This window comes from Variovorax sp. GW821-FHT09B05 (assembly GCF_059418265.1).
In genome coordinates, this window is record NZ_JBWKPN010000008.1 from 1 (window position 1) to 24,442 (window position 24,442).

The 24,442-nt window shown below is 70.7% G+C and carries 32 protein-coding genes; 19 read left to right on the forward strand and 13 right to left on the reverse strand.

The genetic code is table 11. The annotated features are described in order from the left end of the window. From AC07RM_RS20915 to AC07RM_RS20930, 4 genes are all read left to right on the forward strand, one after another. A partial coding sequence (locus AC07RM_RS20915; RefSeq protein ID WP_495335740.1) for a hypothetical protein occupies positions 1-224 on the forward strand: 224 nt, incomplete at its 5' end. Continuing rightward, positions 221-505: a DUF427 domain-containing protein gene (locus AC07RM_RS20920; RefSeq protein ID WP_093339974.1), complete on the forward strand. Its 285-nt coding sequence runs from the start codon at positions 221-223 to the stop codon at positions 503-505. The genes AC07RM_RS20915 and AC07RM_RS20920, both read left to right, overlap by 4 nt. After that, entirely contained in the window at positions 502-1,245 is a 744-nt protein-coding gene (locus tag AC07RM_RS20925) for a 2OG-Fe dioxygenase family protein (protein WP_057597896.1), read from the forward strand. Before AC07RM_RS20920 ends, AC07RM_RS20925 begins: the two co-directional genes overlap by 4 nt. Before the next feature lie 196 nt (positions 1,246-1,441). Then, complete coding sequence (locus tag AC07RM_RS20930; RefSeq protein WP_057597897.1) at positions 1,442-1,882, forward strand: universal stress protein; 441 nt, start codon at positions 1,442-1,444, stop codon at positions 1,880-1,882. 45 nt (positions 1,883-1,927) lie between these two features. Here AC07RM_RS20930 and AC07RM_RS20935 read toward each other — a convergent pair whose 3' ends face one another. Then, positions 1,928-2,617 carry an RluA family pseudouridine synthase gene (locus AC07RM_RS20935; RefSeq protein WP_495335741.1) on the reverse strand — a complete coding sequence of 230 codons (690 nt, stop codon included), beginning with the start codon at positions 2,615-2,617 and terminating at the stop codon, positions 1,928-1,930. 89 nt (positions 2,618-2,706) lie between these two features. Between AC07RM_RS20935 and AC07RM_RS20940 the strand changes: the two genes are divergently transcribed. Further along, positions 2,707-4,014, forward strand: coding sequence for an MFS transporter (locus AC07RM_RS20940; RefSeq protein WP_256222259.1), 1,308 nt, complete (start codon positions 2,707-2,709; stop codon positions 4,012-4,014). Between the two features lies 1 nt (position 4,015). Here the strand turns inward: AC07RM_RS20940 and AC07RM_RS20945 are convergent, their stop codons facing one another. From AC07RM_RS20945 to AC07RM_RS20955, 3 genes are read right to left on the reverse strand one after another with little or no spacing between them, the layout of a single operon-like run. Continuing rightward, entirely contained in the window at positions 4,016-4,306 is a 291-nt protein-coding gene (locus AC07RM_RS20945; protein ID WP_209545440.1) for a 2Fe-2S iron-sulfur cluster-binding protein, read from the reverse strand. Continuing rightward, entirely contained in the window at positions 4,303-4,593 is a 291-nt protein-coding gene (locus AC07RM_RS20950) for a VF530 family protein (protein ID WP_093339963.1), read from the reverse strand. Before AC07RM_RS20950 ends, AC07RM_RS20945 begins: the two co-directional genes overlap by 4 nt. Before the next feature lie 10 nt (positions 4,594-4,603). Then, entirely contained in the window at positions 4,604-4,753 is a 150-nt protein-coding gene (locus AC07RM_RS20955) for a hypothetical protein (RefSeq protein WP_177239215.1), read from the reverse strand. A gap of 87 nt (positions 4,754-4,840) precedes the next feature. Here AC07RM_RS20955 and AC07RM_RS20960 point away from each other — a divergent pair, with 87 nt between their 5' ends. The 3 genes from AC07RM_RS20960 (at position 4,841) to AC07RM_RS20970 (ending at position 7,096) form a co-directional block, all read left to right on the forward strand. Next, positions 4,841-5,359 (forward strand): GNAT family N-acetyltransferase, encoded by a 519-nt coding sequence (locus tag AC07RM_RS20960; protein WP_093339960.1) that lies wholly within the window; start codon positions 4,841-4,843, stop codon positions 5,357-5,359. A 1-nt stretch (position 5,360) separates the two neighbouring features. Beyond that, entirely contained in the window at positions 5,361-6,044 is a 684-nt protein-coding gene (locus AC07RM_RS20965) for a PepSY-associated TM helix domain-containing protein (protein WP_495335742.1), read from the forward strand. A gap of 155 nt (positions 6,045-6,199) precedes the next feature. Then, a complete protein-coding gene (locus tag AC07RM_RS20970) occupies positions 6,200-7,096 on the forward strand; it encodes a DUF808 domain-containing protein (RefSeq protein ID WP_208512200.1) in 897 nt (298 codons plus the stop codon). A gap of 12 nt (positions 7,097-7,108) precedes the next feature. Here AC07RM_RS20970 and AC07RM_RS20975 read toward each other — a convergent pair whose 3' ends face one another. Beyond that, positions 7,109-7,327: a hypothetical protein gene (locus tag AC07RM_RS20975; protein ID WP_057597821.1), complete on the reverse strand. Its 219-nt coding sequence runs from the start codon at positions 7,325-7,327 to the stop codon at positions 7,109-7,111. 117 nt (positions 7,328-7,444) lie between these two features. On the opposite strand from AC07RM_RS20975, the gene AC07RM_RS20980 reads away from it, so the two are divergent. From AC07RM_RS20980 to AC07RM_RS21000, 5 genes are read left to right on the forward strand one after another with little or no spacing between them, the layout of a single operon-like run. After that, a complete protein-coding gene (locus AC07RM_RS20980) occupies positions 7,445-7,717 on the forward strand; it encodes a DUF2164 domain-containing protein (protein WP_093339951.1) in 273 nt (90 codons plus the stop codon). Between the two features lie 15 nt (positions 7,718-7,732). Further along, a complete protein-coding gene (locus AC07RM_RS20985) occupies positions 7,733-7,903 on the forward strand; it encodes a hypothetical protein (RefSeq protein ID WP_495335743.1) in 171 nt (56 codons plus the stop codon). 21 nt (positions 7,904-7,924) lie between these two features. After that, positions 7,925-8,575, forward strand: coding sequence for a VOC family protein (locus AC07RM_RS20990; protein WP_495335744.1), 651 nt, complete (start codon positions 7,925-7,927; stop codon positions 8,573-8,575). A 38-nt stretch (positions 8,576-8,613) separates the two neighbouring features. Then, positions 8,614-9,045: a hypothetical protein gene (locus AC07RM_RS20995; protein ID WP_495335745.1), complete on the forward strand. Its 432-nt coding sequence runs from the start codon at positions 8,614-8,616 to the stop codon at positions 9,043-9,045. A gap of 49 nt (positions 9,046-9,094) precedes the next feature. Continuing rightward, entirely contained in the window at positions 9,095-9,892 is a 798-nt protein-coding gene (locus AC07RM_RS21000) for an enoyl-CoA hydratase/isomerase family protein (protein ID WP_490876704.1), read from the forward strand. A 12-nt stretch (positions 9,893-9,904) separates the two neighbouring features. Here the strand turns inward: AC07RM_RS21000 and AC07RM_RS21005 are convergent, their stop codons facing one another. Both AC07RM_RS21005 and AC07RM_RS21010 read right to left on the reverse strand, forming a co-directional pair. Continuing rightward, a complete protein-coding gene (locus tag AC07RM_RS21005; protein WP_495335746.1) occupies positions 9,905-11,014 on the reverse strand; it encodes a M14 family metallopeptidase in 1,110 nt (369 codons plus the stop codon). A 37-nt stretch (positions 11,015-11,051) separates the two neighbouring features. Further along, a complete protein-coding gene (locus tag AC07RM_RS21010) occupies positions 11,052-12,362 on the reverse strand; it encodes an MFS transporter (RefSeq protein ID WP_093339942.1) in 1,311 nt (436 codons plus the stop codon). A gap of 152 nt (positions 12,363-12,514) precedes the next feature. On the opposite strand from AC07RM_RS21010, the gene AC07RM_RS21015 reads away from it, so the two are divergent. Next, positions 12,515-13,417, forward strand: a complete 903-nt coding sequence (locus tag AC07RM_RS21015; protein ID WP_261217476.1) for a LysR family transcriptional regulator — start codon at positions 12,515-12,517, stop codon at positions 13,415-13,417. Here the strand turns inward: AC07RM_RS21015 and AC07RM_RS21020 are convergent, their stop codons facing one another. The 5 genes from AC07RM_RS21020 to AC07RM_RS21040 all read right to left on the reverse strand — a co-directional run bounded on the left by AC07RM_RS21020 (position 13,418) and on the right by AC07RM_RS21040 (position 18,044). Further along, entirely contained in the window at positions 13,418-14,197 is a 780-nt protein-coding gene (locus AC07RM_RS21020) for an enoyl-CoA hydratase/isomerase family protein (RefSeq protein WP_495335747.1), read from the reverse strand. Further along, complete coding sequence (locus tag AC07RM_RS21025; RefSeq protein ID WP_495335748.1) at positions 14,194-15,411, reverse strand: CaiB/BaiF CoA transferase family protein; 1,218 nt, start codon at positions 15,409-15,411, stop codon at positions 14,194-14,196. Before AC07RM_RS21025 ends, AC07RM_RS21020 begins: the two co-directional genes overlap by 4 nt. 35 nt (positions 15,412-15,446) lie before the next feature. Continuing rightward, positions 15,447-16,427 (reverse strand): tripartite tricarboxylate transporter substrate binding protein, encoded by a 981-nt coding sequence (locus AC07RM_RS21030; protein WP_495335749.1) that lies wholly within the window; start codon positions 16,425-16,427, stop codon positions 15,447-15,449. A gap of 67 nt (positions 16,428-16,494) precedes the next feature. Continuing rightward, the gene (locus AC07RM_RS21035) at positions 16,495-17,418 is read right to left on the reverse strand and encodes a LysR family transcriptional regulator (RefSeq protein WP_203202061.1); all 924 of its coding nucleotides are present in this window, start codon (positions 17,416-17,418) and stop codon (positions 16,495-16,497) included. After that, positions 17,415-18,044: a glutathione S-transferase gene (locus AC07RM_RS21040; RefSeq protein WP_296781448.1), complete on the reverse strand. Its 630-nt coding sequence runs from the start codon at positions 18,042-18,044 to the stop codon at positions 17,415-17,417. Before AC07RM_RS21040 ends, AC07RM_RS21035 begins: the two co-directional genes overlap by 4 nt. A 142-nt stretch (positions 18,045-18,186) precedes the next feature. On the opposite strand from AC07RM_RS21040, the gene zigA reads away from it, so the two are divergent. Further along, positions 18,187-19,380, forward strand: coding sequence for a zinc metallochaperone GTPase ZigA (gene zigA, locus AC07RM_RS21045; protein WP_495335750.1), 1,194 nt, complete (start codon positions 18,187-18,189; stop codon positions 19,378-19,380). Here zigA and AC07RM_RS21050 read toward each other — a convergent pair. Further along, on the reverse strand, positions 19,304-19,855 hold the full coding sequence (locus tag AC07RM_RS21050) for a Fur family transcriptional regulator (RefSeq protein ID WP_495335751.1): 552 nt from the start codon (positions 19,853-19,855) through the stop codon (positions 19,304-19,306). The two genes, zigA and AC07RM_RS21050, sit on opposite strands and share 77 nt — an antisense overlap. A gap of 152 nt (positions 19,856-20,007) precedes the next feature. Here AC07RM_RS21050 and AC07RM_RS21055 point away from each other — a divergent pair, with 152 nt between their 5' ends. The 4 genes from AC07RM_RS21055 to AC07RM_RS21070 all read left to right on the forward strand — a co-directional run bounded on the left by AC07RM_RS21055 (position 20,008) and on the right by AC07RM_RS21070 (position 24,439). Next, on the forward strand, positions 20,008-20,994 hold the full coding sequence (locus AC07RM_RS21055) for an AraC family transcriptional regulator (RefSeq protein WP_495335752.1): 987 nt from the start codon (positions 20,008-20,010) through the stop codon (positions 20,992-20,994). Positions 20,995-21,130: 136 nt separating this feature from the next. Continuing rightward, complete coding sequence (locus tag AC07RM_RS21060; protein WP_495335753.1) at positions 21,131-22,081, forward strand: tryptophan 2,3-dioxygenase; 951 nt, start codon at positions 21,131-21,133, stop codon at positions 22,079-22,081. Between the two features lie 37 nt (positions 22,082-22,118). After that, positions 22,119-23,282, forward strand: a complete 1,164-nt coding sequence (locus AC07RM_RS21065) for an amino acid aminotransferase (protein ID WP_495335754.1) — start codon at positions 22,119-22,121, stop codon at positions 23,280-23,282. Beyond that, entirely contained in the window at positions 23,279-24,439 is a 1,161-nt protein-coding gene (locus AC07RM_RS21070) for an FAD-dependent oxidoreductase (protein ID WP_495335755.1), read from the forward strand. Before AC07RM_RS21065 ends, AC07RM_RS21070 begins: the two co-directional genes overlap by 4 nt. Positions 24,440-24,442: the final 3 nt, after the last annotated feature.

Sequence of the window (24,442 nt, forward strand, 5' to 3'; positions counted from 1 at the left end):
GGGGTCGCCTTCTTTTGCTTACTTTTCTTGGCGAGACAAGAAAAGTAAGTCGCCCGCCGGGGCGAGACCCGGCCAACTGCCTCAAGAAGAAGAGCAAAGCCAAGAAAAACCTCAGCCCAAATAAAACGCCAAAAAACCACCCCCACAAAACACCAGAAACCAAACAGTCACAATACCCCTCCGGCCAAACACATCCCCCCAGTCGGAGACCCAAACCCAAATGAAAGCCACCTGGAACGGCGCCACCATCGCCGAAAGCGACGACACCGTCCTCGTCGAGGGCAACCACTACTTCCCCATGTCGTCGCTCAACCGCGACGTCGTGACCTTCAGCAACCACAAGACCACCTGCCCCTGGAAGGGCAGCGCGAACTACTACTCGCTGCTGGTCAACGGCGAACTCAACACCGACGCCGCCTGGTACTACGCCGACCCCAAGCCCGAGGCCGAGATGGTCCGCGACCGCGTCGCGTTCTGGAAAGACGTGAAGGTCACGGCGTCGTGACCACCCCGGCCTTCGATCCGCCCTTCATCCATCCCGCGGAACTGCCGGCCGCACTGCGCGACCAGGGCTATGCGGTGCTGGGGCCCCAGGCCGTGGGCGACTGGCTCGGCCTGCCGGTCGCGCAGCTCGAGGCGCTGCATGCCGACTGGAACGATCTTCCGCCCGACGAATACCTGAAGGACGGCGGCCGCTACCGCACGCGGCGCCACGAATGCTTCACGGTCGACGGCGAGGCGATGCAGCAGGTGCCGCGCCGCGCGCACTGGCAGCCTGTCGAATACAACGCGCTGCATGGCGGCATGCAGCGCTGGTTCGCGCCGATGCTCGCGGCCACGATCGCGCAGCCGGCTTGGCAGCGATTGATCGTCAAGCTCGGCGAAGCGGCGAGCCAGCTGCGCGGCGCGCAGCGCTGGTACGTGGAAGCGCACCAGTTCCGCATCGACACCGCGGGCGGCATCGGCCGGCCGACGCCCGAGGGCGCGCACCGCGACGGCGTGGACCTGGTGGCGGTGGCGCTGGTGGGCCGCCACGACATCAAGGGCGGCGAGACTCGCGTGTTCGAAGCCAACGGGCGGCGCGGCGAGCGCTTCACCATGACCGAGCCGTGGACGCTGCTGCTGCTCGACGATGCGCGCGTGATCCACGAGTCGACGCCGATCCAGCCGCTCGAGGAGAACGGCACGGGCTGGCGCGACACGCTGGTGATCACCTGCCGCGCCCAGGGTTTTCAGGGCGACTGAAACCCGCGCCGCGAGGCGCTGCGCGGCCTGCGGGCGCGGGCCGCGCGCACGCGGTATCCGCGATTTCCCTGGCTGGGAGGCGTCCTACAGTTGTGTCGCAGCCTTGCGGTTAAATTCGGGGCCCGGTCTTCGGCCATCTCCAACGGCCCGTGGACTGGACCCTGTCTGCCTGCGAACGAAGAAAGCGAGGTCCGCCATGTTCAATCACATCCTGGTCCCCATCGACGGCTCCGAAACTTCCATGCTCGCGGTCAGCAAGGCCAGCGGATTGGCGCTGGCCTTCGGAAGCCGCATCACCCTGATCCACGTGATCGACAACTACCCCTTCATCGGCGTGGGCGCGGACTATGCGCTCGGCCAGAACGAGTACCTCGCCGCGGCCACCTCGAGCGCCAATGCGGCGCTCGCGCGCGGCGTGGCCGCGCTGGCGGCCGAAGGCCTGCACAGCGACCAGCGCGTGATCGACGGCCACGTGGTGCACGAAGGCATCGTGGACACGGCCATCGCCATCGCGGCCGACCTGATCGTGATGGGCTCGCACGGCCGCAGCGGCATCGAGAAGCTGCTGCTGGGCAGCGTGACGCAGCGCGTGCTGCAGGACTCGATGGTGCCGGTGCTGGTGGTCAAGGGCGGCTGAGAAGAACGCCGCGCCACCTCTTCGAATCCCGCCGATTCCCGCCGCTCACTCCGAGCCTTCTCCCGCCTCCCGCAACGCCTCGAAGCGCGGCCCGAAATCGGGCCGGCTCGCGAAGCGCATGCGCTCGCGCGTGGCCGGGTGCTCGAAGCTCAGCGCGCTCGCATGCAGTAGCAGGCGCGGCGCGCGTGCCTGCACTTCGGGACTGCCGTAGAGCGCATCGCCGAGGATCGGGTGGCCGATCGATGAGAGGTGCACGCGCAACTGGTGCGAGCGGCCGGTGAGCGGCTCCAGCAGCAGGTAGCTGCAGGGCGCCTCGCCCTCGATGCCGCCCAGGGCGCGCCAGCGTGTGAGGCTGGGCTTGCCTGCGGGGTCGATCTTCTGCAGCGGGCGGCGCGGCCAGTCGGCCATCAGCGGTGCGTCGATGCTGGCCCACTCTCGTGCCACGGGCAGCAGGCCGTCGACCACCGCCTCGTAGCGCTTGTCGACCTGGCGCGTGGCGAAGGCGTCGCCGAGCGCGCGCTGCATCTCGAGGCCGCGCGCCATCAGCACCAGGCCGCTGGTCGCCATGTCGAGCCGGTGCACGATCAGCGCATCGGGCCACTGGCGCTGGGCGCGCGCGCTCAGGCAGTCCTGCTTGTCCTCGCCGCGGCCGGGCACGCACAGCAGGCCGGCGGGCTTGTCGAGCACCAGCAGGTGGGCGTCTTCGTGAACGGGTCGTAGCGGGGGTGAAGCCATGGGAGGGCCCGAGTGTAGAAGCGTGGCCGGGCAGGGGCGTTGGCGGGCGCTCATGCGCGGCTCACGGTGGGTGGGCTATCCTTGGACGGATGTCCGGCCCCGCCACTGGCTCCTCAGCCTCCGCCTCCTCTCCCCTCGATGCCGCCGCCGGCGCGGTGCCTTCCCCACCGAGTTTTTCCGACCTCACGCGCGAACGCCCGTTCATGCAGATGTGGGTGGCGCGCCTGTTCGGCACCGCCGCCTCGCAGATGCTGCTGGTGGCCATCGGCTGGCACATGTACGACCTGACCAACAGCGCCTGGGACCTGGGCCTGGTCGGGCTCTACCAGTTCGTGCCGGCGCTGCTGCTGGCGCTGCTCGCGGGCCACGTGGTCGACCGCCACCACCGCGGGCGCATCGTCGCGGCCTGCTTCGCGGTGCAGGGGCTGGTGGCGCTGGCGCTGCTGTTCGCGGTGCTGCGCGGCCACGACAGCCGCGCGTTGCTGTTGGGCCTGTCGCTGGTGCTGGGCGCGGTGCGCGCGTTCCAGATGCCGGCCCAGCAGGCGCTGACGCCGATGCTGGTGCCGCCGGTCATGCTGGCGCGCGCCATGGCCTTCAGCTCGGCCGGCATGCAGGGCGCGATCATCGGCGGGCCGGCACTTGGCGGCCTGCTGTTCGTGGCGGGCATGGCGGTGGTCTACGGCGCGAGCGTGCTGTTCTTCGTGGTGGCCTGCGCGCTGGTGCTGCGGCTGCGCTATGCCTACGTGCCCAAGGCGCGCGAGCCGGTCACGCTGGGCACGGTGTTCGCGGGCGTCAACTTCATCTGGAACCGCAAGCCGGTGCTCGGCGCGGTCTCGCTCGACCTGTTCGCGGTGCTGCTGGGCGGCGCGGTGGCGCTGCTGCCGATCTATGCCAAGGACATCCTGCACACCGGTCCCTGGGGCCTGGGCCTGCTGCGCGGCGCGCCCGCGGTCGGCGCGCTGGTGATGTCGATCGCGCTCACGCGCCGGCCGATCGAACGCCGCGTGGGCCGCGCGCTGCTGATGGCGATCGCGCTGTTCGGCCTGTGCATGGTGGTGTTCGGCATCTCGCGCAGCTTCATCGTCTCGCTGATCGCGCTCGCGGTCTCGGGCGGCGCCGACATGGTCAACGTGGTGATCCGCCAGACGCTGGTGCAGCTCGAGACGCCCGATGCCATGCGCGGGCGGGTCAGCGCGGTCAACTCGATCTTCATCGGCGCCAGCAACCAGCTCGGCGAATTCGAATCGGGCGCCACCGCGGCGCTGCTCGGGCCGGTGGGCTCGGTGGTGGTGGGCGGCGTCGGCACGATGCTGGTCGCGCTGACCTGGTTCAGGCTCTTCCCCTCGCTGGCGCAGCGCGACCGGCTGGTGGTGGCGGCGCCGGCCGTGCGCGGCTGAGTCAGGCGTCGTCGAACAGCGAGAAGGCCTGCGGCGCGTCGATCGCGATGTCGCCCAGCGCCTCGGCCACGCAGGGCAGGATCCAGCGCTCGGCCTTTTCCTCGGCGCTCAGGCCCGGCCATTCGATGGTGTGGCGTGCCTCGCCTTCGAGCAATTGGCAGATGCAGGTGCGGCAGGTGCCGTTGCGGCACGAGCTCGGCATCTCGATGCCGGCCGCCTCGGCCGCCTTCAGCACGCTGGTGCCGGCCTCGGTCTCGAAGACCAGGCCCGAGGGCTCGAGGCGGACCTTCATGGCCGCGGCGTCGACGTGCCCTGGCGGCGCTGCTCGCGCAGCATGAAGAGGTAGAGGCTCTCGACCTTCTCGCGCGCCCACGGCGTCTTGCGCAGGAAGCGCAGGCTCGAGCCCACGCTGGGTTCGTGCGTGAAGCAGCGCACCGGCACCAGTTCGCCCAGCTGCTGCCAGCCGTAGTGCGCCTGCAGCGCCGTCACGATGGCTTCGAGCGTCAGCCCGTGCAGCGGATTGCGCGGCTGGGCCGGGGGCGCGGTGGGGGAGGGCGGCGAGGCCGGTGCGTCGCTCACGGGTGGCGGATCACTTGTTCTTGAGCTTGCCGCGCGGAATCACCGCCGTGGTGACGACCGCGCGCACCGGCTCGCCGCCGAGTGCCGGGGCCTTCGGCGGGGAGGTGTCCTTCTTCGGTTTCTTGCTTTCCTTGTTGGAACGTTGCTGACCCTTGGCCATGAGGTTTCTCCTGAGCTGCTGCGATGATGGGCTGGGAGTTTAGCGGTGCGGCGACAATAGGCGGTTCCATCCGTTTTTCCCGCATTCATGTCCGACCACGAAGTTCGCCCCGCCACGATGCGCGATGCCAAGGCCATCGCAGAAGTCCACGCCGCCGCCGCCAAGGCCGCCTACGAAGGCATCCTGCCCGAAGAGGAGCTGCGCGCGCTGGCGCTCGCCTCGCGCGAGGCCAAGTGGCGCGAAGCCATCGAGTTCAGCGAACCGCAGGTCCACGTGGCCGAGCTCGACGGCAAGGTCGTCGGCTTCGTCGGCTTCGACCGCTCGCGCGATCCCAAGACGCCGTCCACCGCGGGCGAGATCTGGGCCCTCTACGTCCGTCCCGAGCACTGGGACAAGGGTATCGGCGTCGCCCTCTGGGACGCCGCGCGCGAAGGCCTCGAGGAAGAGGGCTGCACCACGGTCACCATCTGGGTGCCGATCCGCAACGACCGCGCGATGCGCTTCCACGAGCTGGCCGGCTTCAAGCGCGAGATGAAGACCGCCAAGACCACGCAGATCGGCAGCGTGCGCATCGAGGAAATCCGCCTCAAACGCAACGTCGCCTGACATGGACGCCGGACACGCCCCGGGCCACGCCCGCCGGGTGCCATCGCACCAGCGCCGCACGCTCGCCGTGCAGTGGATCCGCCGCACCCATGGCTGGTTCGGCCTCTGGGGCGCGGTGCTCGGGCTGTTGTTCGGCTTCAGCGGCATCTGGCTCAACCACCGCAACGTGCTGAAGCTGCCGCAATCGCAGGAACGCAGCCGGGCCCAACTCGCGCTGCCCGAGCCGGCGCCGGCCACGCCCGAGGCGATGGCCGCCTGGCTGCAGCAGGCCTTGCGCACCGACGGCCCGCCGCGCTCCACGCGCATCGAGCCCGCCAAGCCGGTGGCCTGGGTCGACCGCAAGGCCGATCCCGAGGCGCCCGCGCTGACGCAGCCCGCGCACTGGACCTTCAATTTCGGCGGCCCGAACCAGACCGTGCAGGCCGACTACTGGCAGGGCAACCGCTCGGTGGGCGTGGCCACCACCCACAACGGCCTCGTCGCCACCCTCACCAACATGCACAAGGGCGGCGGCATGCCGCTCGCTTGGATCCTGCTGGTCGACACGCTGGCCGGCAGCCTGATCTTCCTGTCGCTCTCGGGCGTGGCGCTGTGGCTGCTCACGCACCGCCGCCGTGCCGTCGGCCTCGCGGTGTTCGGCGTCTCGCTGGCCACGATGCTGGCGATCGCGCTGAGCGCGCTCTGACGGCTGAAGGTTAGGGCCGAGAGCTTCGGCCGACTGCTTTCGGCGTACATCGCGTGGCCGCGCCCGAAGGCGCGGGCCCGGCATGTGCGGATATTCACGGACCCTGCACACGGCAGCGGCTAAGCTCGCGCCTTTCATTTTCCTTTCGCCCATCCATGGCCTCCAGCCTGCTCCTGCTGCTCGACGACATCGCGACCGTGCTCGACGACGTATCGGTCCTCACCAAGGTCGCCGCCAAGAAGACGGCCGGGGTGCTCGGCGACGACCTCGCGCTCAATGCCCAGCAGGTCGCCGGCGTCAAGGCCGACCGCGAACTGCCCGTGGTCTGGGCGGTGTGCAAGGGCTCGCTGGTCAACAAGGTGATCCTGGTGCCGGCCGCGCTGGCCATCGGCACCTGGCTGCCCTGGCTGGTCACGCCGCTGCTCATGGTGGGCGGCGCCTTCCTGTGCTTCGAGGGCTGCGAGAAGCTGGCCCACAAGTTCCTGCACAAGGAAGAACACGCGGCCGACACCGCGCGCCACGAGCAGGCCGTGGCCGATGCCGCGGTCGACGTGGTGGCGCTCGAGAAGGACAAGATCAAGGGCGCGGTGCGCACCGACTTCATCCTCTCGGCCGAAATCATCGCGATCACGCTGGGCACCGTGCAGGGCCAGCCCTTCACCACCCAGCTCAGCGTGCTGGTGGGCATCGCGCTGATCATGACGGTGGGCGTCTACGGCCTGGTGGCCGGCATCGTGAAGCTCGACGACGCGGGCCTCTACCTGAGCCAGCGCGGCAGTGCCGCCGCGCGTGGCGTGGGCCGCGCGATCCTCGCGGGCGCGCCCTGGCTCATGAAGGGGCTGTCGATCGCCGGCACCGCCGCGATGTTCCTGGTCGGCGGCGGCATCCTGGTGCACGGCGTGCCCGCGCTCGGCCATGCGGTCGAGGCCTGGGCCGCGACCTCGGGCGTGTTCGGCACGCTGGGTTCGATGCTGGTCAATGCCGGCGTCGGCATCGTCGCGGGCGCGGTGGTGCTCGCGGTCGTCGAACTGGTCAAGAAGCTGCGGCGCTGAGCGGCGCGCGGCTCAGCGCCGTTGCGAATCCTTGCCGCGCTTCACCAGCTCGACCACCACCAGCGCCGCGCCCAGCGCGAGCGCGAACCAGCCCACCACCGAGGCGCCCGCCACCATCTCGAACCAGCGCGTGCCCTGCAGGAAGTGCGGGCCCAGCAGCACGGCGGCGCCGATGAGCAGGCAGAGGATGCCGCGTTCGAGCATGCGGGGCTGGCGGGAGGGACGGGCCATGGAGATCGATCGGTTCGGTTGGGGGGAGCGGCCGCCGCATTCGCGCCGCGGCCGGGGCCCGATTCTCCACGCATCGGCACAATGCCCTTTTCGAGCATCCAGCAAGGACCCCGCCGCATGACCATCGAGATTTCGCGCGAGCTGCGCCAGCAGGCCATCACCTCGATCGAGCGCTATTTCCGCGAGAACATGGAGGAGCCGATCGGCAACGTCGCCGCCGGCGCGCTGCTGGGCTTCTTCCTCGAGGAGGTCGGCCCCACGATCTACAACAAGGCCGTAGCCGACGTGCAGGAGCGGCTGCAGGCGCGCGTGTCCGAGGTCGACCTCGAGGTGCACGAGGACGAGTTCCGGTACTGGCACAAGTTCGACAAGCAGAAGAAGGGGCGGTAGGACTGCAGGGCGGCCATGGCACCGTACCGCGCGCTCGACCACGTGGTGATCCGCCTGCGCGCGGTCGAGCCGCTGTGGTCGCTGCTCGCCGGCGAGCTCGGCCTGCCGGTGAGCTGGCCGCTGCAGCACAGCGCCTTCGCGAGCTTCGGCTGGATCAACGTCGGCAACACCAACCTCGAGTTCTAGGCCGCGCGCGACGACGCCGACATGCCGCCCGAGGCGCAGCCGCCGCGCGTGCAGGGCCTGGCGCTCGACCCGGCCGACCTGGAAGCGAGCATCGCCGAACTGGCCGCGCGAGGTATCGCCTGCAAGCCGCCGCGTGCGTACCGCACGCAGGACGCATCGGGCGCATCGGTCACCAACTTCACCAACGCGGTGCTGCTCGACCTGTCCTCCGATGCCTGCTGCGTCTTCTTCTGCGCCTGGGATGCGGCCGGCACCATCTATCCGTGGCCGGAGAAGCTCGATGCGCCGCAGCGGCGTGCTCGCGATGCGGTTGCCTTCGAGGCTTGCGCAGGCGGGCCGCTGGGGCTGGTCGGCCTGCGGCGGATCGGCCTGGCCGTGCCCGACGAGGCCGAGGCGAGCGCGCGATGGCGTGCGTTGACGGCGTCGCCACAGGGCCCGATCGCTTTGATGCCCGACATCGCCGTGGCGCTGAGCCCGGGCCGGCATCCGTTCGCGACCATCGAATCGCTGCGCTTCGGCGTGCGCTCGCTGCCGCAGGCGCGCGCCTTCCTGGCCGAACGGCAACTGCTCCAGGCCTCGTCGCCCGATGAGCTGGTGCTCGCGCGCCACGCCTGCGCCGGCCTCGACCTGCGCTTCGTGGAAGCGCCGCGTGGCGCCGGCGCATCGGACTGAATTCAAAACTGTCAGCAAACGTTGCAGAATCGACGGCCATGCCTCGCCATCGCACCGCCCCTTCCTCGTCGACCCACCCGCGCCCGTTGCGCGCCGCCTGCCTGCTGCCGCTGCTGCTGGGTGCCTCGCTCGCCTGCGCGCAGTCGCAGAATCCGGCCGACTTCCCGCTCGAATCGGTCGGCTACCTCAACGAGGAACTGCCGCGCATGGAGGCCGCCGTCGCCTCGAGGAACCGCGAGTTCTTCCATGGCGCGATGGCGCGCACCATCGAGTTCTCGGAGCGCTGGGGCTTCAAGTCCAGGGCCAACCCGCAGCTCGCCAAGTACCCGATGTGCACCGACGCCGTGATGGACTACGTGGTGGTCGGCCTGTGCCGGCTCGATCCCGCGGGCGATGTCTGCGAGCCCGGGCTCGCGCCGCGGCTCGATGCCAACGTGAAGCGCTGCCGCGAGGTGGCCGCGCAGCGCTGAAAGAACAACGAGCGTGCGCGATCGGCGCGCACCGGAGACAGGAAAGACCATGGACTACGCCCGCTACCAGACCCTCGCCATCACGCGCCGCGGCGCCAACGGCACCGTGCTCGACATCCAGATGCGTGCGGCCAACGGCAAGCTGCCCACGGCCGGCCACGACGGCCACCGCGAACTCGCCGAGATCTGGCGCGACGTCTCGGCCGACGACTCGGTGCGCTGCGCCGTGCTGCGTGGCGAGGGCATGGGCTTCTCGGGCGGCGGCGACCTCGGCATGGTGCAGGACATGACGGCCGACGACGCGATCCGCCAGCGCGTGTGGCGCGAGGCGCGCGACCTGGTCTACAACATCATCAACTGCGACAAACCGATCGTGAGCGCGATGCACGGCCCGGCCGTGGGCGCGGGGTTGGTGGCGGGCCTCTTGGCCGACATCTCGATCGCCACGCGCGGCGCGAAGATCGTCGACGGCCACACCCGCCTGGGCGTGGCCGCCGGCGACCATGCGGCGATCGTCTGGCCGCTCCTGTGCGGCATGGCGAAGGCCAAGTACCACCTGCTGCTGTGCGAGCCGGTCAGCGGCGAGGAGGCCGAGCGCATCGGCCTGGTGTCGCTGGCGGTCGAGGACGCGGAACTGCTGCCGCGCGCCTACGAGGTGGCCGACCGCCTCGCGGCCGGCAGCCAGAGCGCGATCCGCCTGACCAAGTACGCGCTCAACAACTGGCTGCGCCAGGCCGGGCCCACCTTCGACGCCTCGCTGGCGCTCGAATTCATGGGCTTCGCGGGCGCCGACGTGCGCGAGGGCGTGGCCTCGCTGCGCGAGAAGCGCGCGCCGAACTTCGGCTGACGCGCCCCGTCTTCAGGCCTTGCGCAGGCCCTGCAGCGTCTGCAGCAGCACCACGCGCGCCTGCCCCAGCACCATGCCCTTCCACTCGTCGTTGTCGCAGTAGAAGGCATCGCGCAGCTGGCGGCGGATCTCGCGCTTCTGTGCGTCGGAGGCTTCGGGATGGCGGCGCAGCCAGGTGTCGGCGCGCAGGCGCGTGAGCACCTCGTTGTCGGGCAGGGTGCCGAACTCCAGGCCCATGGGTGCGACGCGCGCGTTCGGGCATTCGTCGTAGGCGGTCGAGATCACCGGACCCGAGACGTCGGCCGAGGCCGAGTCGCCCGCGAAGGGCGCGAACACGTCGGCACCCCACCAGGCATGGGCCATGGCCAGGTCCTCGGGCGTGTTGCGGCCCGGGTAGATCTTCTCGCCGTGGCCGTAGGGGCCCAGGCCCGTGTGCACGTCGATCCAGCCGATGTGCGTGGCCGAGGCCGCGTACTTGCGCAGGATCGACCGGATCGTCCTGTTGCTCCACGAGGGCGCGGTGCCGCCGTAGAACAGGCCGTCGGGCGAAACGTACTGGCCCTTGGTGACGGCGGCGCGGAAGGCGCGCATGCCGTGCTTCTCGATGTAGGCGGTCACGGCCGCCTCGTCGGCCGGTGTCGGCGGCCAGCTCGCGGGCAGCACCAGCGGCTCGACATCGGTGTATTCGGCATTCACCGGCAGCGGCGCGCCGAAGTCGATGTGGTTGCGGTTGAGGTCGATGTTGTCCTCGTTGGTGCGGTGCAGGTGCGAGAAGCCGTGCGGATTGACGGCATGCACCAGCAGCAGCGCCACGCCGGCCTGCTGCAGGCGCGCGAGCAGGTCCTCGTCGTGCAGGGTCGCGACCTGCGTGCCCGAGCCGCAGAAGCCCTCGGGGCCATGCGTGCCCGAGGTCACGAGCAGCAGCTTCTTCGCGTCGATGGCACCGAGCAGCGCGACGTCGGTCGCGAGTTCCTCGCCGAGCGCGCCGCGATGCGCTTCATTGACGAAGGACTCGATAGCCGCGCCGCGAGCGCGCGCGGCCTCGAGGAACTTGGCGCGGGCCTCGACATAGGTGCCCGAGAAATGCCGCGTGGCGGCGGTGCTGTGGGTGAGAGCGGTCATGGGGGATCGTGGGGAGGAATGTTCGAGACGACGGAGATCAGGCGTGTGCGCCGGCCGCGTCGATGTCGCGGCCCGTGTGGTCGCGCAGCCAGAGCAGGCCCAGCAGCGAGACCAGGGTCATGATGACCAGGTACCAGGCCGGCGCGAGCTTGCTGCCGGTGGCGTTGAGCAGCCAGGTGCTGATGAAGGGCGCGAAGCCGCCGAACAGCGCCACGCCCACGCTGTAGACCAGCGACATGCCGCTGGCGCGCACCGCCTTCGGGAACATCTCGGGCAGCATCGTGATGCCGGGCACGGTCTGGCCGACCAGGCCCAGGCTCAGCACGCCGAGCACGATGAACAGCACGGCGGGCGTGGGCGAGGCATTGAGCCAGAGGAAGCCCGGGTAGATCAGCACCACGAGGAACACGCGGCTCCACAGGATCAGCGGCTTGCGGCCCACGCGGTCCGACAGCAGGCCCACGAAGGGCGCGAAGGCGAACGAGATCAGGCCGGTGAGCGCGGCACCGAACAGCGCCACCGAGGGCGTGAGGCCGAGCTCGCGCACCGCGTAGGTCGGCATGTAGAAGGTGACGACATAGGCCGCCGTGGTGCCGCCGACCAGCGCGAGGATGGCGGCCAGCACGGTCTTGCCGTGCTGCGAGCAGACGATCTTGAGGCTGCTCTCGCGGCGCGGCGCGGTGGCCGATTCGGGCGCGATCTGCAGCGACTCCTCGAGGTGGCGGCGGATGTACATGCCCACCGGCGCGATCAGCATGCCGAGGACGAAGGGCACGCGCCAGCCCCAGCTCTGCATGTTCTCGGGCGACAGCGTGAAGGTGAGCGCGCCCACCACCACCGCGCCGAGCATCACGCCCAGGCCCTGGCTCGCGAACTGCCAGCTCGCCATGTAGCCGCGGTTCTGCGGCGTGGCGTGTTCGACCAGCAGCGTGGTGGAAGCACCGACCTCGCCGCCGGCCGAGAAGCCCTGGATCAGCCGCGCCAGCACGATCAGCACCGGCGCCGCGACGCCGATGCTCGCGTAGGTGGGCGTGAAGGCGATCACCGCGCAGCCGAGCGCCATCAGGAAGATGGTGAGCGTCATGGCCTTCTTGCGGCCCGCGCGGTCGGCATAGGCACCGATCACGATGCCGCCCAGCGGCCGCATGATGAAGCCGACGCCGAAGGTCGCGACCGTGAGCAGCAACTGGCCGTAGCCGCTGAAGGTGGGAAAGAACAGCTTGCCGATCACCAGCGCGAGGAAACCGTAGACGGTGAAGTCGAAGAACTCGAGGCCGTTGCCGATGGTGGTGGCGACGATGGTCTGGCGCCGGCTGGCGGCGCTGTGCGCGGGACGGGTGGGGCTCATGTCTCGGGGTGTTGGTGTGGTTCTGTGGGAATGCGGGTAGGTCGAAGGTCTTCGGCCGCGACGGATGCTAGAGAGTCGGTTGCTCGCTGAAAAGACAATAATTGGGCCAGTACGATAACTTTTGGTTGTCGCCCGTCCGGCACCCGTCCTCCATGAAACCCAACCAGTTGCACGCCTTCGTCGCGGTGGTCGAGCAGATGAGCATCCGCGCCGCGGCGCGCGTGCTCGGCATCTCGCAGCCCGCGGTGACCAAGATCGTGCGCGAGCTCGAGCGCGAGGTCGACGCGCCGCTGGTCGAGCGCAGCGTCAAGGGCGTGCGGCTCACGCCCTTCGGCGAGGCCTTCGCGCCGCGCGCGCGCATGCTGCTGGCCGACATGCAGCGCGCGCGCGAGGAGATCGCGCAGATCCGCGACGGGCTCACGGGCCGGGTCGCGCTGGCCGTCAGCACCTCGTTCGCGCAGACCATCCTGCCGGCGGCGTTCAAGGACTTCCATGGCCGGTTGCCGGCCGTCGACGTGCAGTTCAGCGAGGCGGTGCTGCCCTGGATGCTGGCGCGGCTGCGCGAGGGCTCGCTCGATTTCGCGGTGGCCCACGTGGTGCCGGGCCGGCTCGATCCGCAGTTCGAGGCCATCGAGCTGTTTCCGGTGAAGCTGGTGGTGGGACTGCGCGAACGCCATCCGCTGCGCGCGAGTCGCTCGATGGCCGAGCTCGCGACCGCCGAGTGGATCCTGCCGGGCGACGATCACTTCAGCGGCCGCGAATCGATCTCGGCGCTGCTGCCGCTGGGCCTGCCGGCGCCGCAGCGCGTGATCCAGGGCCACTCGGTCACGGTCGCGCTGTCGCTGGTCGGGCAGATGGACCTGATCGGCCTGTTCGTCGAGCCGCTGGCCGCGCTGAGCTTCAAGCGCCACGGCATCCGGCGCGTGGACGTGGTCGAGACGCTGCCGACGCTCAACGTCTGCGTGGTCAAGCGCCGCGGCCAGTTGCTGACGCCAGCCGCGCAGCACTTCGTCGAATGCATCCAGCGCGCCTCGGCGCGCGCGGTCGCGACCTGATCAGCGGCCGCGCCAGGCCGGCGGCCGTCCCTCGGTGAAGGCCGCCACGCCCTCGGCGAAATCGGCGCTGCCGTAGCAGCGGCGCACGAGGTCGTCGGTGTCGGGCGCACCGTGCGTCGTGCCGCGGCGCAGCGCTTCCTTGGCGGCCGCCTGCGTCACGGGCGCCAGCGCGGCCAGCCGTGCGCACAGCGACTGCAGCGCGCCGTCGAGCGCCTCGCTCGCGCAGACCTGCTCGAGGAAGCCGCAGGCCAGCGCCTCGTTCGCGTCGAGGATCTGCGCCAGCAGCAGCATGCGCCGCACCGGTTGCAGGCCCCAGGCCGCGCGCAGCCGCGCGAAGTTCAGCGACGACAGCGTGTTGCCCAGCGTGCGCGCGATCGGCACGCCGAAGCGCGCGCCCGGCGTCGCGAGGCGGAAGTCGCAGGCGGTCGCGATCGCGAGCCCGCCGCCCACGGCCCAGCCCTCGACCACCGCCACGGTCGGCATCGGCAGCGCCTCGATCAGGCCGATGCCGGCATCGATGCGCCGCTCGTAGGCCACGCCGTCGTCGCCGCCCGCGAAGTCGCGGAACTGCGCGATGTCGGTGCCGGCCACGAAGGCCTGGCCGCCCGCGCCGCGCAGCACCGCCACGCGCACCTCGCCGGCGCGCGCGGCCAGCGATTCGCAGTGCGCGGCGAGCGACTGGTACATGGCCCAGGTCATGGCATTGCGCGCGGCCGGCCGGTCGAACACCAGCGTGGCGATGCCCGCCGTCACCGAGAGATGAACGCTGCCTTCGCTCATGATCCGAAGGCTCCGGCCGCGGCCAGCTCGCGCTGCGCCGGCGCATCGATGCCGAGCTCGGCCAGCACCTCGGCCGTGTGCTGCCCGAGCAGCGGCGGCGCGCGCCGCACCTGCTGCGGCGTGCCGCCCATCTTCACCGCGAAGCCGATGTTGGGCACCTTGCCCTCCACCGGATGGTCGATCTCGATGCGCATGCGGCGGTGCCGGCCATGCTCGCTCTCGAAGGCCTCGGGGTAGCTGAGGATCGGCCCGGCCGGAATGCCCACGGCCAGCAGCCGGTCGATCCAGTGTTCGCAACCTTGTTGCGCGAAGCTGCGCTCGAGGCTCTCGATCAGCGCGTGCCGGTTCGCGAGGCGCAGCGACACCGTCGCGAAGCGTGCGTCATCGAGCAGGTCGGGCCGCTCCAGCGTGGCGCACAGCATCTGCCACAGCTTCTGGTTGGTCGCGCCCATCACGAAATGGCCATCGGCCGCCTTCATTGCCTGGTAGGGCGCGCTCATGCGGTTGGCGGTGCCGAGCTGCTCGGGCTCGCGGCCGGTGCCCCAGTACTCGCTGATATCCCAGATCGAGAACGCGAGCGCGGAATCGAACAGCGAAGCATCAACGTACTGGCCGCGTCCCGTGGCCTTGGCGCCGATGTAGGCCGACAGCATGCCGTAGGTGGCGAACAGCGCGCAGCCGATGTCGGCCACCGGCACGCCGGCCTTGGCGGGCGGGCCGTCGGGATGGCCGGTCACGCTCATGATCCCCGACATCGCCTGCGCCATCAGGTCGAAGCCCGGCCGGCCGGCCCAGGGCCCGGTCTGGCCGAAGCCCGAGATGCTGACGTAGACCAGCCGCGGGTTGATCGCGCTGAGCGTCTCGTAGTCGGTGCGCAGCCGTTTCATCACGCCGGGGCGGTAGTTCTCCACCAGGATGTCGGCCTGCGCTACCAGCTTGTAGAGCACCTCGCGTCCGCTGTCGGACTTGAGGTCGAGCGCGATCGAGCGCTTGTTGCGGTTCATGTTGAGGAAGCCCATGCTGTCCGTGCCCTTGAGCTTGAAGCCCATGGCGCCGCGCGTCTGGTCGCCGCCCTGCGGCGGCTCGATCTTGATGACGTCGGCGCCGAGGTCGGCCAGCAGCATGCAGGCATAGGGGCCGGCCATGACCTGGCTCACATCGAGCACGCGCACGCCGGCCAAGGGGAGGGGACGGGAGGAGGAGGTGTCGCTCATCGGTTGGCGTCTTTCAGGGGGAAAGGAAAATGGTCTCAAGCATCGGCGCGCACGCCGGCTTCTTTCACGATGCGGCCCCACTTGGCGTACTCGCTCGCGATGAAGGCGCCGAACTTCTCGGGGCTGCCGCCCGCGTCCTCGGCGCCGAACTCGTCGAGCCGCTGCGCGATGTCGGGCAGGGCCAGCACGCGGTTGATGTCCTCGCTCATGCGCTGCACCATCGGCGCGGCCATGCCGCGCGGGCCGACCAGGCCGTACCACGAGGCCGCGTCCAGCCCCGGAAAGCCCGACTCGGCGAGCGTGGGCACGGTGGGATGGCTGCGCGCGCGCTGCAGCCGCGTCTGCGCGATCGCGATCACCTTGCCCTGCTTCACGAAGGGCGTGGCGGCGGTCATGGTGTCGAAGGCGTAGTCGATCTGGCCGCCGAGCAGGTCGACGATCAGCGCGCTCGAGCCCTTGTAGGGCACGTGCACCGCATCGACCCTGGCCTGCAGCTTGAACATCTCGAAGGCCAGGTGTTGCGCCGAGCCGATGCCCGAAGAGCCGAAGGACACGCGGCCCGGCCGCTCGCGGCACAGCGCGACGACTTCGGGCAGGGTGCGTGCCTTCTGCGCGGGCGCACAGGTCAGCATGTTCGGCGTCACCCCCACCAGGGTCAGCGGCGTGAAGTCGCGCCGCGGGTCGTAGCGCACGCCGGTCAGCAGCGCCGGCGCGATCGCGTGGCTGTTGACGTGCGCCATCAGCAGGGTGTTGCCGTCGGGCGGCTGCTTGCTCACGTAGTCGGCCGCGATCGCGCCGGTGGCGCCGGGCTTGTTCTCGACCAGCACCGAGGCGTTCCACATCGCGCCCAGCTTCTGGCCGATGACGCGCGCCAGCACGTCGGTGCCGCCGCCGGGCGCGAAGCCCACCACGATCTTCACGGGGCCGGCCGGCGGTGCCGCCTCGTTCGCGGCGCGCACCAGTCCCGGTGCGGCGAGGGCGGCCGCGGCCGCCAGGGTGAAGCTTCTGCGTTGCATGCTGGGATGTCTCCGTCGTTCTTCAGGGTCGACGGATGGTGCGCAAGGCCCGCACCGGGCGCCATCGCTATTTGGGCGAGGCTGGATTCGCGTTTTGCGTATCCGCGAGCACGCGCGCCACGCTGGCCGCGGCGCGCGACAGCGAATCCTCGGCGCGATGGCACAGCACGAACTGGCGCCGCGCCCAGTCGCCGCGGATCGGCAGTCGCGCGAAGCGGCTGCCCGCCGCCACATGGCGCGCGATCGCCGCCGGCATGACGCCGATGCCCAGGTCCTGCGCCACCAGCGCCGCGATGCTGTCGAAGCCGCCCACGCGCATGCGCATGCGCAGCAGCTGGCCGGTCTCGTCGGCCAGCCGCGCCAGCATGAGCGAGATCGCCGAGCCCTCGTTGAGCACGATCAGGTCGCAGGCCAGGATGTCCTCGAGCACCACCTCGCGCCGGCCGGCCAGCGCATGGCCGCGCGCGGTGACGGCCACCAGCTCATCGCCGCGGTAGGGCAGCATCGGCAGGTCGATGGCGCCGAGGCTGGCCTCGTAGATGCCGATGTCGACCGTGCCGCGGCGCAGCGCCTGCTGCACCACCTGGCTGTTCATCTCCTGCAGGTCGATGCGCACGCCGGGGCAGGCAGCGGCGCAGCGCTCGATGTCGCGCGGCATGAACTGGATCACCGCCGACTTCGGCGCCGCCACGCGCACCACGCCCTGTTCGCCGCCGAGGTAGGAGGCCGCGTCGTCCTGCATGCGCAGCACGGTGTGCGTGATGTTGCGCGCATGCGCGAGCATCGCGCGCCCGGCATCGGTCAGCACCATGCCGTGCGGGCGGCGCTCGAACAGCGCCACGCCGAACTGCGATTCGAGTTCGAGGATGCGGCGCGAGGCCGCGGCCGGCGCCATGTGCATGCGCTCGGCGCCCCGCGTGACGCCGCCGAGCTCGGCGGTGGCGATGAAGAGCTGGACCGTCGTGAGGTCGAAATGCAGGCGCGTGCTCATGGGAAGGCGATGCCGGCCTCGCCGCTGCGCCAGGGCGGGTTCTTGCGCATGACGCTGTCGAACAGCGGCGAGGCGATCCAGTCCGCGAGCCAGGCGCGCAGCCGCGGCCAGGGCTGGGCCTCGAACCAGGCCGGCTCGACCATCGCGTACTGGCGCACGAAGGGCATCAGCGCGGCGTCGGCCAGGGTGGCGTGGGCGCCGAGCAGGAAGGCCGAGGCGGCCAGCCGCGCCTCGAGCTCGCGCAGGAAGCGCGCGCCCTGCTCGCGGGCCTCGGCCTGCACGGCGTCGGCGAAGCGGCCCGGGTACTTGTAGCGGTCGAGCTGCGGCTTGAAGCGGTCGTCGCAGGCGGCGACCAGCGCCTCGGTGTCGCCGGGCTGCAGCCAGCGCAGCGGATCGTGGGCCGCGAGCGCCCAGCGCATGATGTCCAGGCTCTGGTCGATCACCGTGCCGTCGGCCAGCACGAGCACCGGCACCGTGCCCTTGGGCGAGGCGGCCAGCATCTCGGGCGGCTTGCGCTTGAGCTCGACCTCGCGCAGCTCGCAGCGCTGGCCGCTCGCCGCCAGCGCGAGGCGGGCGCGCATCGCATAGGGGCAGCGGCGGAAGCTGTAGAGCACGGGCGGGGTCATCGGCGGCGGGAAGGCGGAGGCGGGCCCCGAGTCTATCGGCGCGGCCGGAGGCGGCGGCGACGGGCGCTTTTCCGCCTTACATGCAACCGTGTTGCGTCATTCATATAATGCAATGCAGTTGCATATCAATGAGACCCACGCCATGCCTCAACGCCTCCCCGTCACCGTGCTGTCCGGCTTCCTCGGCGCCGGCAAGACCACGCTGCTCAACCACATCCTGCACAACCGCGAGGGCCGCCGCGTGGCGGTGATCGTCAACGACATGAGCGAGGTCAACATCGACGCCGCGCTGGTGCGCGAGGGCGGGGCCGAGCTGTCGCGCACCGACGAACGGCTGGTCGAGATGAGCAACGGCTGCATCTGCTGCACCTTGCGCGAGGACCTGCTGATCGAGGTCGGCCGGCTCGCGAAGGAGGGGCGCTTCGACCAGCTGGTGATCGAGTCGACCGGCATCTCCGAACCGCTGCCGGTGGCCGAGACCTTCACCTTCGCGGGCGAGGACGGCAAGAGCCTGGCCGACGTGGCGCGGCTCGACACCATGGTCACGGTGGTCGATGCCTTCAATTTCCTGCGCGACTACGGCTCGGCCGACAGCCTGCAACAGCGCGGCCAGTCGCTGGGCGACGAGGACGCGCGCACCGTGGTCGACCTGCTGATCGAGCAGATCGAGTTCTGCGACGTGCTGGTGGTCAACAAGACCGACCTGGTGAGCGCGGCCGAGCGCGAGCGGCTGATGGCGATCCTGAAAAGCCTCAATCCGCGCGCGCGCATCGAGCTGTCGGAGTTCGGCCGCATCTCGCTCGACCGGGTGCTCGACACCGGCCTGTTCGACTTCGCGCAGGCCGAGCAGGCGCCGGGCTGGCTGGCCGAGCTGCGCGGCGAGCACCTGCCCGAGAGCGAGGCCTACGGCATCCGCAGCTTCGTCTACCGCGCGCGGCTGCCGTTCAATCCGCAGCGCTTCTGGGACCTGGTGCAGGAGGAATGGGAGGGCGTGGTGCGCTCCAAGGGCTTCTTCTGGCTCGCGAGCCGGCCCACGCGCGCAGGCAGCTGGTCGCAGGCCGGCGGCGCCTGCCGCTACGGCGCGGCGGGTTTCTGGTGGGCGGCGGTGCCGCGCGAGCACTGGCCCAGCGATCCCGAGGGGCTGGCGCTGATCCAGAGCCACTGGGACCCGGCCACGGGCGACGCGCGGCAGGAACTGGTGCTGATCGGCATCGGCATGGACGAGGCCGCGCTGCGCGCGCGGCTCGATGCCTGCCTGCTCACCGAGGAAGAGATGCGCTACGGCGCCTCGTGGTGGCAGAACCTGCCGGACCCTTTCCCGTCCTGGAACGTGTAGGGCGGGCCGCGGGAGCGACGGCGGCCGGCTTGGCCGGCTCGCAGTCGCCGCAGGTGCCGTGCAGCGTGAGCGCGGTGCGGCGGGTGTCGATGCCCTGCTTGCGCAGCGCGCGGCCGAGCCGGCCCATGACCTTCGGCAACTCGGGGTCGGAGGGCAGGGCCAGCACCTTGTGGCACTGGTCGCACTCGAAGGTGTTGCCCGAGGCGGCCTCGACGTGGCGCGCGAAGCGGTTCACGCGGTCGGCGCCGACGCGGCGGTCGCACAGGCCGACCTCGACCAGCCGGTCGAGCACGCGGTAGATCGTGACCCGGTCGGGTTCCTCGCCGGTGGCGGTGGTGTAGGCCGCGGCGACTTCGTCGTGCGTGAGCGGTTGGGAGGTGTGCTCGAGCAGCTCGAGCACGGTCTGGGCGGCGCGCGTGACGCGCAGTCCGCGGTCGCGCAGCTGGCTTTCGCTGTCGAAGGTTGCGTGGGCCATTCGGGGCTTCGGTTGCGAGGTCGTTGTCTTCATGCGAGCCGCCATTGTGTTGCATACCGCGCCGTCGTGGGCGCGCCGCGGCGAATCGCCCGGCTTCCATGCCAGATAATCCGCGCGAATCGGACAGACCACGGACGCCACGACGCAACAGCATGGACACGGGACGCGACGGCGACGCACTGAGCCACCTGCTCGCGGGCTACAAGTCCGAGCGCGCCGTCACGGCGCGCTTCTCGCTCTCGGCGCCGTGGGCGCTGCACTCGACCGGCGTGGACGGCCCGCTGATCCGCCTGTGCACCGGCGCCCCCTACTGGATTTCGGTGGCCGATGCCGAGCCGGTGCAGGTGGCGCCGCACGACATCGCGATGCTGCCGCAGGGGGGCGCGCACACCGTGTCGTCGGCGCCGGGGCTCGAGGCGCGGCCGTTCCGCGAGCTGATCGCCGCGCATTCCACCGGCCGCCACGGCGACCACCCGATCGTGTTCTCGCACGGCGGCGGCGGTCCGGTCACCGAGCTGTTCTCGCTGCACCTGTGGCTGCCGGCCCAGGGGCTGGGCTCGATCATCGCGAGCCTGCCGCCGCTGATCGTGCTGCGCCAGACGCAGATCCCCACCACGGCCTCGCTCGCGCTGGCGATGGAGACGCTGGTCAACGAGACCGTGGCCCAGCGCCCGGGCTGGCAGCTCTCGGCCGCGCGCATGGCCGACCTGCTGCTGGTCCACATCCTCTGCGAGCACCTGTACGCGCAGCCGTCGGCGGCGCCGGCCGGTCCCGCCGCGCCGGCCGAGCGCCTGGGCACCCTGCGCGGGCTCGACGACGAGAGCATCGCGCGCGCCATGGCGCTGATGCACGAGCGGCCCGCGCATCCGTGGTCGGTGGCGACGCTGGCGCAGGCCAGCTATCTCTCGCGCACCATCTTCAGCGAGCGTTTCCGCGCGCTGGTGGGCGTCACGCCGATGCACTACCTGGGCTCCTACCGCATGACGCTGGCGGCCGAGAAGCTCAAGAACCGGCAGCTGAGCCTGCACCAGGTGGCCGAGTCGGTGGGCTACGAGTCGGAAAAAGCGTTCTCGCGCGCCTTCCAGCGCTGGACCGGGCTCACGCCCAGCGCCTACGCCCGGCGCCACGGCGCCGCCTGAACGCCGTCATCGTCCGGTCACGGACGAACGGTGACCAAATCCGGCGCGCCGGAGGTTGAGCCGCCGGCCCCGGGGCCGAAGAATCGCCGCATCCCCATCACGGTCCGCGCAGCACGCGGGCCAGAGAGACGACGACATGACGGCCTCCCCCTCGCGCCCCCGGCGGCAGCGCGTGATTCCCGCGGTGCGCGATCCCGCGCTCGAGCTTTCGCTGGTCAAGCCGATCGCGACCGGCGACAACCACCAGCGCGCGGCCACGGTGCAGGACACCGACGGCGAGCCGCTGCTGCAATTCGAGGGCCGCAGCAACCCCTATCTCGAGCACCAGCGCAACGACCTGCTGCTGAGCCTGCAGCACATGCGCAGCGAGGGCCACGACGAGATGGTCTTCATGTGCATCACCCACTGCAAGGAGCTGAGCTTCAAGGCGATCCACTACGAACTCTCGAACATGCAGCTGCGCGTGCGCGCCGACGACGTGGCCGGCGCGCTGCAGCTCGCGCCGCGGGTGCGCGCGCTGCTCGAGTTCCTGGCCAAGACCTGGGACGTGCTCTCGACCATCACGCCGCACGAGTTCAACCAGTTCCGCAACACGCTGGGCATTGCCTCGGGCCAGCAGTCCTACATGTACCGGCACGTGGAATTCATCCTCGGCAACAAGTCGATTCCGCTGGCGCGCGCGCATGCCAACAACCCCGAGGTGTGGCCCCACATGGAGCGCGCGCTGAATGCGCCCAGCCTCTACGACGACGTGCTCGCGCTGCTGCACCGGCGCGGCGTGCCGGTGCCGGCCGAGGCGCTGGCGCGCGACTGGTCGGCGAGCTACGCGCCGAACGCGGACGTGGAGGCCGCATGGCTGCAGGTCTATGGCGATCCGGCACCCGAGAACGATCTCTACCGGCTCGGCGAGGCGCTGATGGACATCGCCGACGTGTTCTCGCAGTACCGCTGGCGCCATTTCGTCTCGGTCGAACGCATCCTGGGCTTCAAGCCCGGCACGGGCGGCTCGGCCGGCGTGGGCTGGCTGCGCAGCGTGGTCGACCACCGCTTCTTTCCCGAGCTGTGGTCGGTGCGCACGCGGCTCTGAGCCTTTCTTCCTTTCTTCTCTTTTTCCTGGAGCGCGCGTGTTCGATCAACTGCCGGCCCATGCCGACGATTCCATCCTCGGCCTGTTCGAGGCCTACAAGGCCGACCCGCGGCCGCACAAGGTCAATCTCGGCATCGGCATCTATTGCGACGAGCAGGGCCGCGTGCCGGTGCTGGCTTCGGTGCGCGCGGCGCGCGCGCTGCTGGCCGAGGCCGACGCGCCCAGCGTCTATGCGCCGACCGAGGGGGCGCAGCCTTACCGCGACGCGGTGCGGCGGCTGGTGTTCGGCGAGCTCGAAACGGCGCCGATCGTGGTGGTGCAGACAGTGGCCGGCACCGGCGCGCTCAAGACCGGCGCGGACCTGCTGAAGGACCTGTCTCCCGAGGCCACGGTGTGGATGCCCGACCCGACCTGGGCCAACCATGCGGCGATCTTCGAGGGCGCGGGGCTGCGCGTCGATCACTATCCCTATTACGACGGCAGGACCGGCGACTTCGACCTCGATGGCGCCATCGCCGCGCTCGGCAAGCTGCCGGCCGGCGACATCGTGCTGCTGCATCCCTGTTGCCACAACCCGACCGGCGTGGATCCCTCGCACGACGAGTGGCGCGCGCTGTTCGACACCATCGCCCAGCGCGGCCTGCTGCCCTTCTTCGACATGGCCTACCAGGGCTTCGCGCAGGGCGTGGACGAGGACGCCTGGGCGGTGCGCGAATGCGTGCGGCGCGGTATCGCCTGCCTGGTGGCGAGCTCGTTCTCGAAGATCTTCTCGCTCTATGGCGAACGCGTGGGCGCGCTCGCCGTGCATGCGCCGGGCGCCGACGCGGCGCGGCTGCTGGGCCGGCTCAAGCTCGGCATCCGGCGCAGCTATTCGTGCCCGCCGGGGCAGGGCGCGGCGCTGGTGCAGGCGATCCTGTCGGACCGCGCGCTCGAATCGCAATGGCGCGCCGAGCTCGAGGCGATGCGGCTGCGCATGCGCGCGATGCGCACGGCGCTGCATCGCGCGCTGGGACCGGGCTCGGGCTACCTGGTGGCGCAGCACGGCATGTTCAGCTACACGGGACTGGCACCCGCGCGGATCGATGCGCTGCGCGAACGCTTCGGCGTCTACCTCGTGGGCTCGGGGCGGCTGTGCGTCGCGGGGCTCAACCCGTCGAACATCGAACGGGTGAGCGCCGCGCTCGCGGCGGTGCACGCATGACGCGGCCCGAACGCATCCTCGTCGTGGGCGCCGGCATCGCGGGCTGCTCGGCGGCGATCGCGCTGGCGAGCCGGGGCTTCGGCGTCACGCTGATCGAGAAGCAGGCCGAATGGCGCTTCCAGAGCTCGGGCATCTTCATCTACGGCAACGGTCTCGAGGCGCTGCGCGCGGTGGGCGTGCTGCCGCGCATCCTCGAGGCCGGCTTCGCGATCGAGGACGGGCGCAACGTCTACCTCGACCACCTGGGTGCGCCGATCGTCGACGTGTTCTATCCGCGCTCGCAGGGCGGCGCCGCGCCGATCGTGGGCATCAAGCGTTCGGAGATGCATCGCGTGTTGGCAGACCAGCTGTCGGCGCTGGGCGTGGAGATCCGGCTCGCGACCACGGTGGAACGGGTCGACCCCGAGAGCGAGCGCGCGCGGGTGCTGCTGTCCGACGGTACGGCGCAGGCCTTCGACCTGGTCGTCGGCGCCGACGGCATCCGCTCGCAACTGCGCGAACAGGTGACGGGACCGCTCGCGCCGCGCTACACCGGCTTCGGCGTCTGGCGCAGCGTGCACGAGCGGCCGCGCGCGCTGGTGGCCAAGATCATGATGATGGGCATCGGCAAGCGGCTGGGCATCATGCCGATCGCCGACGACCGGCTCTACCTGTTCGGCACCGTGGCCGAGCCGGCCGGCCGCTGGTATCCGAAGGAGGAATGGCCCGCGCGCATGCGCGAGCGCTTCGCCGAGTTCGGCGGACCGGCACGGCCCTTCCTCGACCAGCTCGGCGCGGACTCGGAGCTGCTCTACACCGCGGTCGAGGAGGTGCAGGCGCCGCTGCCCTGGCATGCGGGGCGCCTCCTGCTGATCGGCGATGCGGCCCATGCCTCGACGCCGTTCATGGGGCAGGGCGGCGCGATGGCGGTGGAGGACGCGGTGGTGCTGGCCGAGATGCTGGCCGACCACGGCATCTCGGACGCCACCTTGCGCGCCTTCGGCGAGCGCCGCTATCCGATGTGCCGCTTCGTGCAGGACGCCTCGCGCCAGGTGGGCGAGGCCGGCGCGGTGGAGGACGCCGCGAGCTGCGCGCTGCGCAACGCGGCGATGCGCGAGGGCGCGCAGCGGCAGGTCGATGCGTTCTACGGCCGACTGGACGCGCTGCGCGCGGCTTGAACC